A 19,171-nucleotide genomic window follows, 5' to 3' on the forward strand; every position below is an offset into this window, starting at 1 on the left:
GCTGCCACACCAAAGTGTAAGCCAGGCACACCGCCCAGCTCGCCATCAAACATATTTGGGGGCGCGCCCGACTGCTGACAATCTCGTTGAGTTGAGTTTTTACACCCTGAGGCGTGGTGCTAGCGAACAACGAAGCCCTGCATCCGGCTTACCCTAATCGTTTTCCTGAGCCAAGACGGGTCAAAAGTGCTTGAAGGGCATAGAAACCGGGAAGGATTTGAACTGCCAGAAACTGCGCATACTCTCGCTGCTCCTGCGTGCTGTTGCTGTGCGTGAAAAGCGTATACACGACCATCTGCAAGCATCACCAGTCAATCGCCCCAAGGGCTGGGTAACTAATCGAAGCGGCAAACACAGCATCGTAGGCTGTCACGCGGGAGGGGGGGAAACAGACAAATTTGAGGCGTAAATCGCGGAGATGTCCCGCAAAAGTCACGCACATGAAAAAGCCCAACTCGCAAAAGTTGGGCTAAGTCATTGAATAATATGGTCGGGACGGAGTGATTCGAACACTCGACCCCTAGCACCCCATGCTAGTGCGCTACCGGACTGCGCTACGCCCCGACTAGGCGTTAGAACGACTTGCTATAACAAACGCGGTTGAATATACCTCATGCTTTCAGAATGCGAAAGCATTTGATCACGCATTATTTACGGAGAATCAGCAAAACATCCTCCAGCTCGGAGATTGTTTGACGTATCAATTGCTTGTACTGCGTTGTGTCATCTTTGGCCTCATCACCCGAAAGACGCAAACGCGCCCCGCCAATAGTGAAGCCTTGGTCATAAAGCAAGGCGCGTATCTGCCGGATCATCAGCACATCCTGTCGCTGATAATACCGGCGGTTACCGCGGCGCTTTACGGGGTTGAGCTGAGGAAACTCTTGCTCCCAATACCTCAGAACATGCGGCTTAACCGCACATAGCTCACTTACTTCGCCTATGGCGAAGTAGCGTTTGCCTGGTATTGGCGGGAGCTCGTCGTTATGACTTGGTTCCAGCATAAGCCTCTACTCGGGCCTTCAACTTCTGCCCTGGACGAAAGGTGACCACACGGCGTGCCGTGATCGGGATTTCCTCTCCCGTTTTCGGATTGCGGCCAGGCCGCTGTCGCTTGTCACGCAGATCAAAGTTGCCAAAACCTGACAGTTTGACCTGTTCATTGTCTTCAAGAGCGTGCCTGATTTCTTCGAAAAACAACTCAACCAACTCTTTGGCTTCGCGTTTATTCAGGCCTAGCTCTTCATAAAGACGTTCCGCCATCTCAGCTTTCGTCAGAGCCCCCATACGTCACTTCCTTAACGTGGCGTTCAACCTTTGTTCGAGCGAGGTGAGGATATTTTGCGTAGTAGTATTCACCTCATCGTCATTAAGAGTGCGCGATGGATGCTGCCAGGTCAAGCCAACTGCAAGGCTTTTTCTATTTGGATCAATACCTTTACCTTGATAAACGTCAAAAAGCCTTAGGTCCGTCAGCCACTCTCCTGCATTTTCACGAATGACTTTCAGGACATCGCTGGCCGCTACGTTGCAATCAGCAATCAACGCCAAGTCCCGACGCACTTCGGGAAAGCGCGAGAGTTCTTGGAATTTAGGCATTTTACCCAAGGCAACTTCCGCCAATACCATCTCAAAGACGAATACCGGTCGATCTAGGCCCAGCTTTTTTGACAGCTCAGGGTGGATTGCGCCTACATACCCCACCTCTCGACCATCGCGCTCGATACGAGCGGTTTGACCCGGGTGCAGCGCCGGATGCTTGCCTGACACAAAAGTGAAAGCGTCCAGAGCACCTGCGAATCCAAGAACAGCCTCGACGTCTGCCTTAACATCGAAAAAATCCACAGCATCACGACCCTGCGCCCAGCCTTCTGGCAAGCGCGAGCCACAGACTACGCCTGCCAACATTGGCTCTTGCTTCAGGCCTTCCAACTGCCCCACGAAACGCAGTCCACTTTCGAACAAACGAACACGATCTTGTTGACGGTTGAGGTTGTGCTGCAGCGATTTGATCAAGCCTGGCCACAAGGACGCACGCATCGCCGCCATGTCGTTAGAAATCGGGTTAGCCAGCAGCAAGGGTTCAACACCCGGACTGAATAGCTCGAACTGCTTAGGATCGATGAAGCTATAGGTGATGGCTTCTTGATAACCGCGTGCGACTAACAGGCGACGAAGCTCTGGCAGGTCGCTGCGTGCTTCAGCTTTGGCTTGTGGCGCCAAGCGAGCTTGCGGGTAGCGAACCGGCAGGCGGTTGTAGCCGTACAATCGCGCGAGTTCTTCAATCAAGTCGACTTCAAGGCTGATGTCAAAGCGGTGACTAGGCACTTCTACGCGCCACTGCCCTGCGGTTTCTGCTGTGACGGTCAGGCCCAGTGCGCGCAGCAAGCGCTCAACCTCAATCGGGTCCATCTCCATGCCCAGCATCTGACTGATACGCGCGGCCCGCAGAGTTATAGGGGCAATCGACGGCAAATACTGTTCGTTGACGGCTTCGATGATCGGACCCGCTTCACCGCCCGTGATGTCTAGCAGCAAGCCAGTGGCTCGCTCCATAGCCTCACGCGCAAGCTTCCAGTCCACCCCGCGCTCATAACGGTGCGAAGCATCCGTGTGCAGACCATATGAACGGGCTTTACCTGCTACTACGATCTGATCGAAGAAAGCACTTTCAAGGAAGATGTTTCGTGTTGTTGAGGTTACACCGCTGTGCTCGCCACCCATGACACCTGCTATGGCTAACGCACGCTGATGGTCAGCAATTACAAGCGTGTCGCTACGCAAGGTAACTTCCTGACCATCAAGGAGTACCAGTTTCTCTCCTTCCTCAGCCATACGCACTCGGATACCGCCATGGATCTGAGCGAGATCAAACGCATGAAGCGGCTGCCCCAGCTCAAGCATCACATAGTTGGTAATATCCACGGCCGCGTCGATACTACGTACGTCGGCGCGACGCAAACGCTCAACCATCCACAAGGGTGTAGGTCGTGATAAATCCACGTTACGAATGATACGGCCCAGGTAGCGCGGACATGCTGACGGGGCAAGCACGTCTACCGGGAGGACTTCGTCGTGTACGGCAGCAACAGGTGCTACAACTGGACGCGTCACTTGGGCAGCATATAAGGCGCCCACTTCACGGGCCAGACCTGCCAACGAGAGGCAGTCACCACGGTTCGGGGTCAGATCGACTTCAATGCTGGCATCTTCAAGCTGCAGGTAGGCACGAATATCCTCACCCACCGGCGCATCGGCTGGAAGCTCCATCAGCCCGTCATTGCCTTCACCGACTTGCAGCTCAGCTTGCGAGCACAGCATGCCGTTTGACTCAACGCCGCGTAGCTTGGCCTTCTTTATTTTGAAGTCGCCCGGCAGTTCGGCACCCAACATGGCAAACGGTATTTTCAGACCCGGACGCACATTCGGCGCTCCGCAAACGACCTGAAAAGTTTCGGCGCCATTACTGACCTGACAAATGCGCAGCTTGTCGGCATCGGGGTGCTGCTCAGTACTCAGCACCTCACCCACCACAACACCACTGAAAACACCGGCAGCCGGGGTAACGCTATCAACCTCAAGACCCGCCATCGACAGACGAGCAACCAGCTCATCGCGACCTACCTGCGGATTAACCCAACCACGCAGCCATTGTTCACTGAATTTCATTCTGCTCTCCTAAGAATCCGTTACGACTAGCGAAATTGCGCAAGAAACCGCAAGTCGTTATCGAAGAACAGACGCAAGTCGTTCACGCCGTAACGCAGCATGGCCAAACGCTCTACCCCCATACCAAAGGCAAAGCCCGAGAACTCTTCCGGGTCAATCCCGGACATACGCAGCACGTTCGGGTGAACCATGCCGCAGCCCATAACCTCAAGCCAGCCGGTCTGCTTGCAAACGCGGCAACCTTTACCGCTGCACATCACGCATTCCATATCAACTTCGGCCGATGGCTCTGTGAACGGGAAGTACGAAGGACGGAAACGGACAGCCAGTTCTTTTTCGAAAAATACCCGCAAGAACTCTTCGATAGTGCCTTTGAGGTCAGCAAAATTAATGTCGCGATCGACCAACAAGCCCTCAACCTGGTGGAACATTGGCGAGTGAGTGATATCGGAGTCGCTGCGATAAACACGGCCTGGGCAGACGATGCGAATCGGGGGCTGCTTGGATTCCATGGTGCGGACCTGTACCGGTGAGGTATGGGTGCGCAACAGCATGTTCGCATTGAAATAAAAGGTGTCATGCATCGACCGGGCCGGGTGATGGCCAGGGATGTTGAGCGCCTCAAAATTATGGTAATCGTCCTCAACTTCCGGGCCTTCGGCGATGCCGTAGCCAATATGAGTGAAAAACTGCTCAATGCGCTCCAGAGTCCGGGTGACCGGATGGAGACCGCCTGAGGTCTGGCCGCGGCCAGGCAGGGTCACATCAATGGATTCGGCAGACAGTTTGGCGGCCAGTTCAGCCTCTTCAAACAGTGCCTTACGCGCATTGAGAACCTCTGTTACACGCTCCTTGGCAACGTTGATCAGGGCGCCGACTTGCGGACGCTCCTCTGCAGGCAAATTCCCCAGGGTCTTCATCACCTGAGTCAACTCACCTTTCTTGCCAAGGTACAGAACCCGGATTTGCTCCAGGGCATTGATGTCTTCCGCGCTTTGCACAGCCTCTAGTGCTTGGGCGACCAGCGCATCCAGGTTTTCCATGTACAGACTCCAGATACAAAATAGGGGAAGAGCTTAAAGGCTCTTCCCCTATTTATGACGTTTAGTATCCGAGCTCACACAGGTAGGCCCGGATGACTGTCGGGGGTACTTAAGCCAGAGTGGCTTTAGCTTTCTCGACAATCGCAGCAAACGCCGCTTTTTCGTTCACTGCCAGATCAGCCAGAACCTTACGGTCGATCTCGATGGACGCTTTTTTCAGGCCGGCGATGAAACGGCTGTAAGACAGACCGTTGATACGTGCACCAGCGTTGATACGAGCGATCCACAGAGCGCGGAACTGACGTTTTTTCTGACGACGGTCACGGTAGGCGTATTGGCCTGCCTTGATTACCGCTTGCTTGGCAACACGGAATACGCGTGAGCGTGCGCCGTAGTAGCCTTTAGCCAGTTTCAGAATTTTTTTGTGACGTTTACGGGCGACAACGCCACGCTTTACACGAGCCATGAGTTACTTCCTCTATTCTTGACCGAAATTAGCAAAGGCGCAGCATGCGCTTCACTTTTGCCACGTCAGACGGATGCAGCAAGCTGCTACCGCGCAGTTGACGCTTACGCTTAGTCGACATTTTGGTCAGGATGTGGCTCTTGAAAGCGTGCTTGTGCTTGATGCCGTTAGCAGTTTTCAGAAACCGCTTAGCAGCACCACTTTTAGTTTTCATCTTTGGCATGTTCGGTACTCCGCATTCAGTTGATAAACATAATCAGAAGGCCTGCCGTGCCCAATTGATTACTTCTTCTTTTTCGGGGCGATGACCATGATCAGCTGGCGTCCTTCCATCTTAGGATGCTGTTCGACGGTACCGTATTCCGCGAGGTCAGCTTCAACCCGCTTCAACAGTTCCATACCCAGCTCCTGGTGGGCCATCTCACGGCCGCGGAATCGTAACGATACCTTGGCCCTGTCCCCATCACTCAGGAAACGTACCAGGTTGCGCAGTTTTACCTGGTAATCCCCTTCCTCCGTCCCTGGACGAAACTTGATTTCTTTAACCTGGATCTGTTTCTGGTTTTTCTTTGCAGCGGCAACCTGCTTCTTCTTTTCGAAGATCGATTTGCCGTAGTCCATCAGTTTACAAACTGGGGGTACTGCATCAGCGGAAATTTCCACCAAATCCAGTTTGGCCTCTTCAGCTTTAAGAAGCGCGTCTTCAATTGACACAATCCCAAGCTGCTCGCCTTCAGCCCCAATTAACCGAACCTCGCGTGCCGAGATATTCTCGTTGATCGGGGCTTTCGGTGCAGCTCGTTTATCTTGTCTCATTTCACGCTTAATAATAATTACTCCGAATCATGGCGACCACGCCGGGAAACCGCTTGTGCGAGGAATTCAGCGAATTGCGCGACGGGCATAGAGCCCAGGTCAGCACCTTCACGTGTACGCACAGCGACAGTCTGCATCTCGACTTCCCGATCTCCGATAACCAAGAGATAAGGAACCTTGAGCAAAGTATGCTCGCGGATTTTAAAGCCGATCTTTTCATTTCTCAAGTCAGACTTGGCACGAAATCCGCTCTGATTGAGAGTTTTTTCAACTTCAGCAGCAAATTCTGCCTGTTTATCAGTGATATTCATGATCACTGCCTGAGTTGGCGCTAGCCACGCAGGGAACGCACCTTCGTAATGCTCGATCAGAATACCGACGAAACGCTCGAACGAACCGAGGATCGCGCGATGCAGCATGACAGGGTGCTTGCGGCTATTGTCTTCAGACACATATTCTGCGCCAAGACGGATAGGCAGGTTGAAATCGAGCTGTAAGGTACCACACTGCCAGACACGACCCAGACAATCTTTCAAAGAAAATTCAATCTTGGGTCCGTAGAAAGCACCCTCACCCGGCTGCAAATCATACGCCAGGCCAGCACTATCAAGGGCTGAAGCCAATGCGCTCTCAGCGCGATCCCACAACTCATCTGAACCCACGCGCTTTTCCGGGCGAGTCGAAAGTTTCAGCTCGATGTCTTTGAAGCCGAAATCTGCGTAAACATCCAGCGTTAGCTTGATGAACGCTGCGGACTCCGCCTGCATTTGCTCTTCCGTGCAGAAAATATGCGCATCGTCTTGCGTAAAAGCCCGAACCCGCATGATGCCGTGCAAGGCGCCCGACGGCTCGTTACGGTGGCAAGCACCAAATTCAGCCAAACGCAGCGGCAACTCACGGTAGCTTTTCAGGCCCTGATTGAAAACTTGCACATGGCACGGACAGTTCATCGGTTTGATCGCGTAATCGCGGTTTTCCGACTCAGTGGTGAACATGTTTTCAGCATAGTTAGCCCAGTGACCGGACTTTTCCCACAAGCTGCGATCCACAACCTGAGGCGTCTTGATCTCCAGGTAGCCGTTATCACGCTGCACTTTGCGCATGTATTGCTCAAGCACTTGATACAGCGTCCAGCCATTCGGGTGCCAGAACACCATGCCCGGCGCTTCTTCTTGTGTATGGAACAGACCCAGGCGCTTGCCGATTTTACGGTGATCGCGCTTCTCAGCCTCTTCGATACGCTGGATGTAGGCTGCCAGCTGCTTTTTATCCGCCCATGCGGTGCCGTAAATACGCTGCAACTGCTCATTCTTGGCATCGCCGCGCCAGTAAGCGCCTGACAATTTAGTCAGCTTGAAGGATTTGAGGAAGCGCGTATTAGGCACGTGAGGCCCACGACACATATCGACGTATTCTTCGTGAAAGTACAGACCCATCGCCTGCTCATCGGGCATGTCCTCGATCAGGCGAAGTTTGTAGTCTTCACCGCGCTCAGAGAACAGCTCGATAACTTCTGCGCGAGGCGTGACCTTTTTGATCACGTCGTAGTCTTTCTCGATCAGCTGCTGCATACGCTGCTCGATAGCAGCCATGTCATCCGGGGTGAAGGGACGATCATAGAAAATATCGTAGTAAAAGCCTTCCTGAATGACAGGACCAATGACCATTTTGGCCGTTGGGTACAGCTGCTTCACTGCATGGCCTACCAAGTGGGCGCAAGAGTGACGAATGATCTCCAGCCCCTCTTCATCTTTAGGCGTGATGATTTGCAGAGTGGCGTCATTTTCAATCAGATCGCACGCATCAACCAGTTTGCCGTTGACCTTGCCGGCCACGGTGGCTTTTGCCAGACCTGCGCCAATCGATGCTGCAACATCGGCAACAGAGACTGCATGATCGAACGAACGTTGACTGCCGTCGGGAAGAGTAATAGTTGGCATGGCGCCTCCTCTCCTAGTGGTGACCCCTACCAAAGGTCACGTGGGTTGGGATGAGCCAGTACGCGATTCGGCGGTGTGCCTGCCTCACAGTGGCAGGAGCCTTGCGGCCAACCATTTACCGAACCAGAGTGACTGGAGTTCAAATCAAAAAGGGTGTATGGCTCTGTTCCGGGGCTAACACTGGGCGCACCGAGAAAAAAGCCAAGGGCGGCATGCTAGCACAGATGCCTGGTTGATGCAGCGTACCCCGGCATTCAGCGCTTCACGCTGCCCTTTTTTGCATAATGCTGAACTTGAGCTGCACTTGTGCCCTCAAATACACCGTGAATCACGTTCGACTTAAATGTCCAAGAAGGAGCATCACATGCGCTTGAATCCTCTGTTTGCTTTCGCTGCCCCTCTGGCACTGCTTATTCCTCTAAGCGCTCACGCCGATAACTGGCCTGCGGGCGCTAAAAGTGACTACATGAAGGACTGCGTTGCAGCCGCCAACCAAAGCGTCGATCTAAAGACGGCTCAACAGCATTGCGCCTGCGGTGCTGACAAATTATCCGAAAAGTTTTCGACTGCCGAAATCACGCAGTTAATGAGCAAGACCACTCAGCCTAGTGCCGAACTACGCACTAAAGCTCTGGATGCAATTCAGACCTGCCGCGCTGAGAAAAAGCCCGCCGCCAAAGGCTGAGCAAGTGCTTTCGCGAGTAAAAACGACTTAAAAAGCACTTATCCTTAAAAAAAAATCATTCACAGCAGCTTTTTTTTAAAGCGTTTTTCGACCCCAAGCCCCCATAAAATGGGGGCCATGACGGTTTTCAGCAACACATACACGCTAACAATTGTGCAAACTGTGACTCAGGGGGGGTTCCAAACCGTACATTTCGACTATGATAGCCAAGTGTGCCCAGTTGGCCTGAGCAACACAGTACTACTGAAAATATAAGTTTCTTGGAGATACACCATGTCTAATCGCCAAACCGGCACCGTAAAATGGTTCAACGATGAAAAAGGCTTCGGCTTCATCACTCCTCAAGGTGGCGGTGACGACCTGTTCGTACACTTCAAAGCTATCGAAAGCGACGGTTTCAAAAGCCTGAAAGAAGGCCAGACCGTTTCCTTCGTGGCTGAGAAAGGCCAAAAGGGTATGCAAGCTGCGCAGGTTCGTCCGGAGTAAATCTCCCTCGAACAAAAAAACCCCGTCCATGTGACGGGGTTTTTTATGCCTGACAGAACGTTAAACCGCTGCGCCTAACCGCAATTCACGCGCGTAATGATCGCGTTATCGTCGGCATTCAGGTTCAGTCGATCAGAACGATACTCAAGCGTCATAACGTCGTGCGGCCCCAGGATGCGTGCATTCTGCGCCCCGGCCTTGACTCGTGCCTGCTCCAGAAGCTCAGAGGAGGCTTTTTTACCGATCACAAACGCTGCTGCTTGAGCGTCGCACCGGCTGTGTCCAGCGTCTTGTGTCACCTCGTTGTCAGAACTCGGCGTGGTGCAGCCAGATAAGACCAGCACCGCCAACAACGAACCCAATGGCATTAGCTTCCAGGACATGAAACCTCCTTAAATTGAATGATCGAAGCCTTTGCGACAGCGGTATCGCAAAGAGGTTGCACGGCACAAAGCAACAAAACACCTCATGACCGAAAGGCGCGTGATTCTGGACGAAAAATTGGCTATTGCTCATTCCCAATCGTCACGGCATGTGTGCACGCTCTAGTACACGTCAATGTAGTCAAAAGCAGGATTGGGCCAGTTCTCTTTGAGCGCGTTGAAAATCTGCATCACCCAAACCTCATCGTTGGCCGCCACGTTGCCCACGTACCCCGACCCTGCCGCCCAGGTTTCCAGCCTGAACAGCAGCCCGTCGATATCGGTTCCACCTACGGCACTGACAGACAGATACGCAATGCCTGCTTTCGTTACGCGCAACTGCGTATGCACATCATCGCTGGCAGAGGCCAGCAACTGGCGCACGGCGTCAATGGTGAGCGCATCCGCTTTGTTCAAATCAATGCTTATCATCCACCTGCCCCTCAAAAAGGCCAAGTGTGACACGCACCCGTCACAGATGGGCCTAAGGATTGGGACACGACGGCCTCCAACGCTGGTGGCTTATCGATAGCATTTTGCTAAAATCGCGATTTTAAACGCCATGAGATAACCATGATCACAGTCACGATTGACGCAAACATCAAGGCAAAGTGGCCTCAAGGCCAGTGTTCATACAGCCCGGGCACCCCTGAAGAACTAGCGATTATCGGGATTGATCTGCTGGTCAAGGAGCTGGGAACAGACGCTGCGCACGTATTTGCCAGCCAGATTTTCGAGAAATATGGAGACCTGTCCCGCGCCACATGAAGTTGCGCAGACATGCGTCTGCGCACTTTCTGGTTATTTCAAGCGCCCTAAACGAGCCGTCAGCAAATCAAAAAAGCCTTGGGCGTTTCCGTTTTCGACCCAAAATGCATTTTTTGGCTGATCTAAGGTGTTGTACCAATCAGCAATCGTCTGACCAAACGTCGGGCCTTCGCGCGTATCAATCACAAGATTGACTTCACGCCCTGTAAACAAGCCAGGCTCCAGTAAATACGCGATGACACTGGCATCGTGCACCGGCCCACCTGGCAAACCATAGTGCTCCATGTCCCCTTTCACGTATTCATTCAAAATACCGCCTACCAGTTTCCCGGCCGTATTACCCAACGATGCAATTTGCTTTAACCGCGCTTCGCTGGTGAGGATTTTGTGTGTCACATCCAGCGGTATATAAGTCAGCTTGACCCCGCTTTTGAGCACCACATCGGCCGCATGTGGATCTGCGTACAGATTGAACTCTGCAACCGGAGTGATATTGCCGCCGTTAAAGTGCGCCCCACCCATTACCACCACTTCTTTAATGCCCTTGGCAATGCCAGGCGCCTGGGTCAACGCCAGCGCAAGATTGGTCTGAGGCCCCAGCATGGCAATGGTCACACTGCCAGGCTTGGCAGCCGTAAGCGTTTCGATCAGGTAGTTGACTGCATTTTTGGGCTCAAGACCTTTGGCAGGCTCATGCACAGGCACACCCGTTATGCCTTCCTGACCATGAATGTTCTCTGCGTAGATAGGCGAGCGAACCAGGGGGCGTGGCGCACCCGCGTACACCGGAATCTCTTCGCGCCCTGCCCACTCACGCGCCAGACGCGCATTGCGCGAGGTTTTATCCAGACGCACATTCCCGGCCACCGTGGTAATAGCGCGAACTTTCAATTGCTCTGGAGACGCCAGTGCCAACAGCAAAGCAACCACATCATCAGCCCCCGGATCGGTGTCGATGATGAGATCTATCTTTTCTGCGGCCTGAGCACTTGAAAGCGTGATCGCTGACAAAAACAAGACACTCCTGATGACTTGAGGCAGACGTGGTGTAAAGCGTGGCATAACCGAATTCCTGTATTGAACGTTATTAAAATGTAACACCCGCAAACAACGCGATATTGCTGTAAGGACGACACTCCCCCGTACGCACGATCACTTTTGCCTGCTGGCATAAGTCTTTGAACGCATCATGTGAAAGCAGGCGCCGACTCCCCAGCTCGGCCCCTCTTGCGTGCGCCTCGATACTGTCCAGCGCGGGACTGGGCGCCAGCAGCAGCTCGTGGGCCAGCGCATGACTTTGCACCTGCATTTCACTCAATACGGTCCGTAAGGTGCTAGCGAAGTCCGGCACGCCTTGAGTCAAGGCCAGGTCGATCAACTCAACACCTTTGGGCACCGGCAAACCGGCATCTGCAATCACCACGAAGTCACCATGGCCCAGCGATGCAATGAGCCGGGAGAGCGCAATATTCAATAAAGGCGTCTTTTTCATGACGGTGAAAACCCCTCAACGTCCGATAAATAAGGAATAGAGGGTTGAGCGCCTGAGCGTGTGACCGACAAGGCCGCCGCCACCTGGGCAAATCGAATGGCTTGATCCTCGCTACGACCAGCGGCCAGTGCGGCAGAGAACGCACCGACAAAGGTGTCGCCAGCGGCCGTCGCGTCAACCGCCAGCACTTTGGGCGCCGCAAAATGCACCGCCCGTTGCTCGCTGACAAACAGAGCGCCCCGAGCGCCAAGCGTGACAATGACCTTGCCTGCACCGAACCCCATCAACGTGCGCGCCGCCAATTCGGCTGAGTCGAGTGAGTCGACAACCACACCGCTGAGTGCCTGCGCTTCACTTTCATTGGGAATCAAATAATCAACAGCGTCATACCACTCAACCGGCAATGGGCCGCTGGCCGGCGCCGGGTTGAGAATGACGGTTTTATTCAGCGCGCGCCCCCGGTCGAGCGTGTAACCCACAGTGCTCATTGGCACCTCAAGCTGACACACAATCACATCGGCTTTTTGCAACGCGCTGTCACACGCATCGATGTCTTGTGACACCAGGCACGCATTAGTACCCGGCACGACCACGATGGTGTTCTGACTGTTGGCATCGACCACAATCAACGCCACGCCACTGACGCCACCTTCAACGTTACGCACACCGTGGCAATCAATCTGTTCGGCCAACAGCCCCTCGCGCAATTGCAGACCATACGCGTCACTGCCCACGCACCCTATCATCGCCACCTGCGCACCAAGCCTCGCCGCTGCAACCGCCTGATTAGCCCCTTTGCCCCCGTGCACGGTCGCCAACGAATGACCAAAGAGCGTCTCGCCCGGTTGAGGCAATCGCTCGGTACGCGTTACCAGATCCATATTCAGACTGCCAACCACTACGACATTTGCTTGCATGTATCGACACTCATCCATGGGATTGCTGTGGGTATTGCAAGGCTACGTCGTACGGCCCCGTGGACTCTCGCAATACGATGTTGGGCGCAACAATCAACTGTTCGACGGCCTGCTGCGGTGTAGCAATGCGTCGTAATAAAACCTGTGCGGCGGTTTCACCCAGTTGCAGGATCGACTGCCCCACGGTGGTCAAGGCCGGGTACACATAACGGCTCATTTGCACATCATCAAAACCGATGACAGACAACTGCTCGGGCACCCGAATGTGCCGCTCGGCAGCTGCGCGCAGCACACCAATCCCCATCATGTCGTTGCACGCAAAAATGGCCGACGGCCTGTCGCCGCTCAACAAGCGGCCCGCCGCCTCGTAGCCACCCGTACAACTGAAGTCACTCTCGATCATCCACTCGTCGTTGGGTATCAGGCCCGCCTCGCTCAGCGCTCTCAGATAACCGGCCTTGCGCATGTGGGCCACGCTGGTGATGGCTGGCCCGCCAATGCACGCGATTGCGCGATGCCCCAGATCAAGCAGGTGCCGTGTCGCGAGATAAGCGCCCTGCTCGTGATCGATTCGCACCAGATCGGCATCTATGCCTTCAAGGCTGCGGTCGACGATCACCATCGGCGTGCGAACCCCCGCCAACCCGCTGGCAAGGCCCGCATCCCCCCCCGCAGAGGCGACCACCAGCCCATCGACGCGTTTTTCCAGCAACACGCGCAAATAGCTGCGTTGCTTGTCGGGGTCATCGTCGCAATTACACAGGATCACGCAGTAATTGTTGCGCTCGCAATAATCCTCAATGCCCCGCGCCAACTCAGCGAAATAGGGGTTGAGGCTATTGGCAACCAGCAGGCCAATGGTTGCCGTGCTTTTGGCCTTCAAGGAACGAGCGACAGCGCTGGGCACGTAGTCAAGGCGCGCAATGGCCTCTTCCACTTTCAAGCGCACGGGTTCACTCACCGGGCGCGTTTTGTTCAACACATGAGAGACCGTTGTGTAGGAAATCCCTGCCAGTGCCGCGACATCTTTAATCGTTGCCATTGCTTAATTCCGTCGACGTGCTCGTTGACTGCGGTAAGTGTCCAGAATCACTGCTATCACAATGACAGCACCGGTAATAATACGCTTGGTCGGCTCCGTTGCGCCGATTTGGGCCAATCCGGCCGCCAGCACCGAAATAATCAGCACACCAAAAAACGTGCTGATGACCGAGCCACGTCCGCCCATCAAGCTTGTGCCGCCGATCACCACGGCAGCAATGACCTGCAATTCAAGGCCAGAACCCGCATTGGGATCTGCGGCCTCAAGACGCGAAACCTGGAACAACGCCGCCACGCCAGCCAGTAAACCCATCAGGCTGAACACCAGCACCTTATAAGGTTTGGGGTTGATACCCGCCAGCCGCACCGCCTCTTCGTTGGTACCAATGGCGATCAGGTAACGACCAAATACCGTTCGGGTCAGCACTGCTTGAGCAATCAGGATCACCAGTAAAGCGATGATGAACGAAGGCGCGATGCCAAACGCAATCGGGTTGGAGAGCCATGCAAAGGCGTCACCGATATAAGCCGTGCGCGAGCCTGTCATTTGATACGCCGCGCCACGCGCCATTTCCAGCACACCCAGTGACACGATGAACGAGGGAATACGCCAGGCAACGGTGATCGAACCCGTGATCGTTCCGGCCAATGCTGCGCAGCCCATACCCAGCAACGCAGCAGGCAAAACGCCCCACCCCCAGCCGAGTATTGCCACGCTCACCACCGAGGCTGCCAGCGCCAGTACCGAACCCACCGACAGGTCGATGCCGCCAATAATCAGCACGAACGTCATACCGACCGCGAGCACCATCAGGTCCGGGATCTGGTTCGCCAATGTGCTCAGCGTGTCATAGGAAAAGAAGTGATCACTGAGGCTGGAGAACAACACCACCATGCCCAGCAAAGCACCCGCCAACCCCAAGTACGTGCCCATCCCATAGAAATTGTGTGCAGCTTTGTGCTCCGAGGCAGCCGTTTTCATGACGCATCCTTTGGCGTTACTGGCGTGAGTAACGCATCGTGTTTTTGATAACCGGCAAATGCTGCGGCCAGCAGTTGCTCCTGACTCCAGGACTCGCGCTCGAAGGTGTCGATCAAACGCCCGGCAGAGAGCACGCCGATACGATCACAAATCAGCATCAGCTCACGTAAATCACTGGACACCACCACCAACGCTTTGCCTTGGCGCGTTAACTCACCCAGCAAACGGTAAATATCGAATTTGGCGCCGATATCAATGCCGCGGGTAGGTTCATCAAACAGTAATACGGTGCAGTCACGTTCAAGCCAGCGGCCGATGACGACCTTCTGCTGATTGCCGCCCGACAATTGCGCAACGATTTGCTCAGGCCCGGAGCTGCGAATGCCCATCGCGTCTATCTGACGCTGAGCCAGAGCGTCTTGAGCAATACCGTTAACAACACCTGCGCGGGAGATGCGAGCCATATTGCCCAGGCCGAGATTGGCGCCGATGGATTGACTCATGAGCAAGCCTTCGCCTTTGCGGTCTTCGGTGATCAGGGCGATGCCCTGCTTAACCGCGTCAACCGGCGAACGGATACTCACCACCTGCAAAGGCGAACCCACGGCTACCGAACCGCTGTCAGCGGTGTCTGCGCCATAAATCAGGCGCAAAAGCTCGGTGCGCCCTGCCCCGATCAAGCCAGAAATACCAAAAATCTCGCCCTTTCGGACCTCAAAAGAGACATCCAGCACTTTGTTCGAGCGACCCAGCCCCTTCACTTGCAACACAGGTTCCCCACGCTGGCGAGACCCCATATCCAGATGATCACCCAGCTCTCGCCCCACCATCAGGTTGACCAGTTGCTGGCTGTCGTAATTAGCCATCGGCTCGACACACACCAGGCAACCATCACGCAGTACTGCAATGCGCTGCGCCACCCGTGCCAGCTCTTCAAGGCGATGCGAGATGTAGACGATGGCAACCCCGCGCGCTTGCAGTTGCGCGATCTGCACAAATAACAGCTCAACCTCACGACCGGTGAGCATGGCCGTGGGTTCGTCGAGAATCAGTACATGGCAGTCGCCGATCAAATTGCGCGCGATTTCGACCATCTGCTGATGGCCAACGCCCAATTCTCCCACCAACGTATCGGGGTCTATCGCTTCAAGCCCAACTTGCGCCATTGCTTCAATAGCCGCCTGGCGCAACTTTTTACGGCTGATCCACCCGCCACGGCTGGGCAGATTATCGAGAAACAGATTCTCAGCCACCGTCAGTGTCGGCAGCAGATTGAGTTCTTGCATGACCATGCGCACACCCAGGCGCTCAGCCTGCGCCCGGCTGCCTGGCGTATAAGGCTGGCCATTGAACTGCATCTGGCCGGTGGTAGGCGTTTCCAGGCCGCCGATGATTTTCGACAGGGTACTTTTGCCGGCACCATTTTCACCGGTCAACGCCAGCACCTCGCCACGATTCAGGGTCAAATCGATGCCGCTCAACACAGGCTGCGTATAGGTTTTACCAATGCCGCTGACTGAAAGGGCCACTCCGGCTACAGGAGTCGTCATAGAGCTTCTCCGAACACCTGCTCAACCGAACAGGTGCTCCGGGCAGGAGGAAGTTTAAGGTTGGGTGACCAGTTGAACCGGGGTATCGATCACACCCTCTTTGAGGTTTTCAACCGGCTCTTTCTTGATCAGTTTGAGCGCCGTTTCGATACCAAAAACTGCCTGTTGGGCAGCCGCCTGATCCGCAGTGGCAACGACACGACCATCCTTGAGCATCGGTTTGATGGCATCGATATTGTCATAACCCACCACCAACACCTTGCCGGTCTTGCCCGCCGCTCGAATGGCCGAGACCGCACCGATCGCCATGCTGTCGTTACCGGCCAGCAGCGCTTTTATGTTCGGGTATTCGCTGAGCATGGCAGCCGCTTTCTTGTTACCGCCATCAATCTCCCAATCCCCCGATTGCACCGAGACCACGTTCATCTGCGCCGCTTGCATGGCGTCCTTGAAGCCAGCCGTGCGCTGCTGGGCGTTGGTGGTGGTCGACACCCCCTCAATAATTCCAACCTCGTCTCCCGCGCTCAGTTTGGCCGCCAGAAACTCACCCACCTTACGCGCGCCATCACGGTTGTTAGGCCCGACAAATGGCACGTCGAGGTGCTTGGCTTTCAACACTTGAGGGTCTAGCTGATTGTCGATATTGACCACCACGATGCCGGCTTTGCGAGCTTTATCAATGGTCGAGATCAGCGCCTTGGAGTCTGCTGGCGCAATAACCAGCCCGTCGACTTTGGCGATGATCATCTGATTGATGATGTCGACCTGACCCGCGGTATCGGTTTCGTTCTTGATCCCGTTGGAGATCAAGTCGAAATCAGCCGGATGCTGTTGTTGATAGGCCTTGGCGCCATCGGCCATGGTGACGAAGAACTCATTGGCCAGCGACTTCATCACGAGGCCGATCTTCGGTTTTTCAGGGGTATCTGCGTGGGCAACAGGAAGGGATAAAGAGGTCGCCGCCAACATGGCGACAGCGAGAAGACGTCCAGCAAAGGGCAGCTTCATGGGAGCACTCCGATCTTATGATTATTGTGAGCAACATCCTGTTTACGCGAAGTAGCAGGTCGACAGCTACAACCGACCTTGTGTGTTTTCAGACACTTAGAAAAAGCACAACTAAAAGCAGCGCGCAAACGTTTGCTTGAACCTCACTATGGAAACCCGTTTCGTATTTGTCAACGTCAAAAAATGGCGTCATAAAACCGACGAACGGACGCATCTCCGAACAAAAACCCTGTGCAACATTCGGAAAACCGTCCTGAACACGACATACACGGCTACAGATATTAATAATTTGTTGATACAAATCAGTGATTTGTAACATTCCTTGAGAACTTTTCGTATTGGCACAGATCATGCCTTCTTAAGGCCAGCGCGTGGCCAGTGGATGGCGCGCGCCGTGCTAGGTGTATGTGCATCAGCACTCTCATCATTAAGAGAGAACATAATGAAAACAGCTGTGTTGAAATCGATTGTTCCGGGCGCTTTGGCCCTTCTGCTAGCCCTGCCAACTGCTCAGGCGCAAGAAACCGCTACTAAGCCCAATGTGATCATCCTGGCCACGGGCGGCACCATCGCGGGTGCGGGCGCCAGTGCTGCTAACAGCGCGACCTACACCGCTGCCAAAGTGGGTATCGACCAACTGATCGCCGGTGTACCCGAGCTGAGCCAATTGGCCAACGTGCGTGGCGAACAAGTGATGCAGATCGCGTCCGAAAGCATCACCAACGACAACCTGCTGCAACTGGGCCGCCGTGTTGCTGAGCTGGCTGACAGCAAAGACGTTGATGGCATCGTGATCACGCACGGCACCGACACCCTGGAAGAAACCGCCTACTTCCTCAATCTGGTCGAAAAAACCGACAAGCCTATTGTGGTAGTCGGCTCCATGCGTCCAGGCACCGCCATGTCCGCAGACGGCATGCTGAACCTGTACAACGCTGTGGCGGTCGCCGGCAGCAAAGAAGCGCGCGGCAAAGGCGTACTGGTCACCATGAACGACGAAATTCAGTCGGGCCGTGATGTCAGCAAAATGATGAACATCAAGACCGAAGCCTTCAAAAGCCCTTGGGGCCCGCTAGGTATGGTCGTTGAAGGCAAATCCTACTGGTTCCGCTTGCCTGCCAAGCGTCACACCATGGATTCTGAATTCGACATCAAAAACATCAAGAGCCTGCCAAACGTAGGCATCGCCTACTCCTATGGCAACGTTGATGACACTGCCTACAAAGCACTGGCTCAATCGGGCGCTAAAGCCATCATCCACGTAGGCACTGGCAACGGTTCCGTTTCTTCGCGCGTGGTTCCGACCCTGCAAGCCCTGCGTAAAGATGGCGTGCAGATCATCCGTTCGTCTCACGTGAATAACGGCGGTTTCGTACTGCGTAACGCAGAACAGCCTGACGACAAAAATGATTGGGTCGTTGCACACGACCTCAACCCCCAGAAAGCCCGTATCCTGGCGATGGTTGCACTGACCAAAACCCAAGACAGCAAAGAATTGCAGCGGATGTTCTGGGAGTACTAAGTCACGCGTAATCACTTCCCTGTGAGCATTAAAAAAGCCAACTGACAGTCTGCTGTCAGTTGGCTTTTTTGTGAGCCGTCGCTTCAGTGCGTTGCCACGGCGTCCATTTTCTGGCGCAGGCTCAGCGGACGCATGTCCGTCCACACCTCTTCGATATAAGCCAGGCACTCAGGCTTCAAGCCGCTTTTGCCCACCGCGCGCCAGCCGTTGGGAATGGCCTTGTAATCGGGCCAGATCGAATACTGGTCCTCGTGGTTCACCACCACCTGAAAGAGAATGTCGTCGCGGTCAAATACTGAACTCATGTGCGGGTCTCCGTCGCAGCAATCTGGCTGCGCGATCACGCGCAGCGGGGTAATAAAAC

Annotated in this window: 22 protein-coding genes and 1 tRNA gene; 4 read left to right on the forward strand and 19 right to left on the reverse strand. The window is 54.5% G+C overall.

Going from position 1 to position 19,171, the window contains the following annotated elements:
• Positions 1-487: 487 nt before the first annotated feature.
• The 9 genes from AP059_RS08765 to thrS form a co-directional block, all read right to left on the reverse strand.
• Positions 488-564: transfer RNA gene (locus AP059_RS08765), tRNA-Pro, on the reverse strand.
• Between the two features lie 83 nt (positions 565-647).
• A complete protein-coding gene (locus AP059_RS08770) occupies positions 648-1,004 on the reverse strand; it encodes a MerR family transcriptional regulator (RefSeq protein ID WP_047275136.1) in 357 nt (118 codons plus the stop codon).
• Positions 985-1,287: an integration host factor subunit alpha gene (gene ihfA / locus AP059_RS08775; protein ID WP_002553164.1), complete on the reverse strand. Its 303-nt coding sequence runs from the start codon at positions 1,285-1,287 to the stop codon at positions 985-987. Before ihfA ends, AP059_RS08770 begins: the two co-directional genes overlap by 20 nt.
• Positions 1,288-1,290: 3 nt before the next feature.
• A complete protein-coding gene (gene pheT / locus AP059_RS08780) occupies positions 1,291-3,669 on the reverse strand; it encodes a phenylalanine--tRNA ligase subunit beta (RefSeq protein ID WP_059762874.1) in 2,379 nt (792 codons plus the stop codon).
• Between the two features lie 26 nt (positions 3,670-3,695).
• Entirely contained in the window at positions 3,696-4,712 is a 1,017-nt protein-coding gene (gene pheS / locus AP059_RS08785) for a phenylalanine--tRNA ligase subunit alpha (RefSeq protein WP_048365677.1), read from the reverse strand.
• Between the two features lie 109 nt (positions 4,713-4,821).
• Complete coding sequence (gene rplT / locus AP059_RS08790) at positions 4,822-5,178, reverse strand: 50S ribosomal protein L20 (protein WP_047275143.1); 357 nt, start codon at positions 5,176-5,178, stop codon at positions 4,822-4,824.
• A 28-nt stretch (positions 5,179-5,206) separates the two neighbouring features.
• Positions 5,207-5,401 carry a 50S ribosomal protein L35 gene (gene rpmI / locus AP059_RS08795; protein ID WP_003442181.1) on the reverse strand — a complete coding sequence of 65 codons (195 nt, stop codon included), beginning with the start codon at positions 5,399-5,401 and terminating at the stop codon, positions 5,207-5,209.
• A gap of 59 nt (positions 5,402-5,460) precedes the next feature.
• The gene (infC, locus tag AP059_RS08800) at positions 5,461-6,012 is read right to left on the reverse strand and encodes a translation initiation factor IF-3 (RefSeq protein ID WP_169916631.1); all 552 of its coding nucleotides are present in this window, start codon (positions 6,010-6,012) and stop codon (positions 5,461-5,463) included.
• On the reverse strand, positions 6,012-7,934 hold the full coding sequence (gene thrS / locus AP059_RS08805; RefSeq protein ID WP_059762875.1) for a threonine--tRNA ligase: 1,923 nt from the start codon (positions 7,932-7,934) through the stop codon (positions 6,012-6,014). The genes infC and thrS overlap by 1 nt, the downstream gene beginning before the upstream one ends.
• A 364-nt stretch (positions 7,935-8,298) precedes the next feature.
• Here thrS and AP059_RS08810 point away from each other — a divergent pair, with 364 nt between their 5' ends.
• A complete protein-coding gene (locus AP059_RS08810) occupies positions 8,299-8,619 on the forward strand; it encodes a hypothetical protein (protein ID WP_059762876.1) in 321 nt (106 codons plus the stop codon).
• Between the two features lie 273 nt (positions 8,620-8,892).
• Positions 8,893-9,105: a cold-shock protein gene (locus AP059_RS08815; protein WP_003179963.1), complete on the forward strand. Its 213-nt coding sequence runs from the start codon at positions 8,893-8,895 to the stop codon at positions 9,103-9,105.
• Positions 9,106-9,179: 74 nt separating this feature from the next.
• On the opposite strand, the gene AP059_RS08820 is transcribed toward AP059_RS08815, so the two are convergent.
• Both AP059_RS08820 and AP059_RS08825 read right to left on the reverse strand, forming a co-directional pair.
• A complete protein-coding gene (locus tag AP059_RS08820; protein ID WP_059762877.1) occupies positions 9,180-9,488 on the reverse strand; it encodes an I78 family peptidase inhibitor in 309 nt (102 codons plus the stop codon).
• Positions 9,489-9,650: 162 nt separating this feature from the next.
• On the reverse strand, positions 9,651-9,956 hold the full coding sequence (locus AP059_RS08825; protein WP_059762912.1) for a hypothetical protein: 306 nt from the start codon (positions 9,954-9,956) through the stop codon (positions 9,651-9,653).
• Positions 9,957-10,100: 144 nt separating this feature from the next.
• On the opposite strand from AP059_RS08825, the gene AP059_RS08830 reads away from it, so the two are divergent.
• On the forward strand, positions 10,101-10,295 hold the full coding sequence (locus AP059_RS08830) for a hypothetical protein (RefSeq protein WP_059762878.1): 195 nt from the start codon (positions 10,101-10,103) through the stop codon (positions 10,293-10,295).
• Between the two features lie 33 nt (positions 10,296-10,328).
• Here AP059_RS08830 and AP059_RS08835 read toward each other — a convergent pair whose 3' ends face one another.
• Genes AP059_RS08835 through AP059_RS08865 form a run of 7 tightly spaced genes read right to left on the reverse strand, consistent with a single transcriptional unit; the run spans position 10,329 to position 17,285 of the window.
• Entirely contained in the window at positions 10,329-11,357 is a 1,029-nt protein-coding gene (locus AP059_RS08835) for a nucleoside hydrolase (protein ID WP_059762879.1), read from the reverse strand.
• 25 nt (positions 11,358-11,382) lie between these two features.
• Positions 11,383-11,787 (reverse strand): D-ribose pyranase, encoded by a 405-nt coding sequence (gene rbsD / locus AP059_RS08840; protein WP_059762880.1) that lies wholly within the window; start codon positions 11,785-11,787, stop codon positions 11,383-11,385.
• Positions 11,784-12,704, reverse strand: coding sequence for a ribokinase (gene rbsK, locus AP059_RS08845; protein ID WP_059762881.1), 921 nt, complete (start codon positions 12,702-12,704; stop codon positions 11,784-11,786). Before rbsK ends, rbsD begins: the two co-directional genes overlap by 4 nt.
• Positions 12,705-12,714: 10 nt before the next feature.
• A complete protein-coding gene (locus AP059_RS08850) occupies positions 12,715-13,746 on the reverse strand; it encodes a LacI family DNA-binding transcriptional regulator (protein WP_059762882.1) in 1,032 nt (343 codons plus the stop codon).
• 3 nt (positions 13,747-13,749) lie between these two features.
• A complete protein-coding gene (locus AP059_RS08855) occupies positions 13,750-14,727 on the reverse strand; it encodes an ABC transporter permease (RefSeq protein WP_059762883.1) in 978 nt (325 codons plus the stop codon).
• Positions 14,724-16,277, reverse strand: a complete 1,554-nt coding sequence (locus AP059_RS08860; RefSeq protein WP_059762884.1) for a sugar ABC transporter ATP-binding protein — start codon at positions 16,275-16,277, stop codon at positions 14,724-14,726. The genes AP059_RS08855 and AP059_RS08860 overlap by 4 nt, the downstream gene beginning before the upstream one ends.
• A gap of 54 nt (positions 16,278-16,331) precedes the next feature.
• The gene (locus tag AP059_RS08865) at positions 16,332-17,285 is read right to left on the reverse strand and encodes a sugar ABC transporter substrate-binding protein (RefSeq protein ID WP_059762885.1); all 954 of its coding nucleotides are present in this window, start codon (positions 17,283-17,285) and stop codon (positions 16,332-16,334) included.
• 442 nt (positions 17,286-17,727) lie between these two features.
• Here AP059_RS08865 and AP059_RS08870 point away from each other — a divergent pair, with 442 nt between their 5' ends.
• Positions 17,728-18,807: an asparaginase gene (locus AP059_RS08870; protein WP_059762886.1), complete on the forward strand. Its 1,080-nt coding sequence runs from the start codon at positions 17,728-17,730 to the stop codon at positions 18,805-18,807.
• 83 nt (positions 18,808-18,890) lie between these two features.
• Here the strand turns inward: AP059_RS08870 and AP059_RS08875 are convergent, their stop codons facing one another.
• On the reverse strand, positions 18,891-19,112 hold the full coding sequence (locus AP059_RS08875; protein ID WP_047275172.1) for an MbtH family protein: 222 nt from the start codon (positions 19,110-19,112) through the stop codon (positions 18,891-18,893).
• Positions 19,113-19,171: the final 59 nt, after the last annotated feature.

It is taken from the genome of Pseudomonas sp. TAA207, from assembly GCF_001529285.1.
GTDB classification, from domain to species: Bacteria; Pseudomonadota; Gammaproteobacteria; order Pseudomonadales; family Pseudomonadaceae; genus Aquipseudomonas; species Aquipseudomonas weihenstephanensis.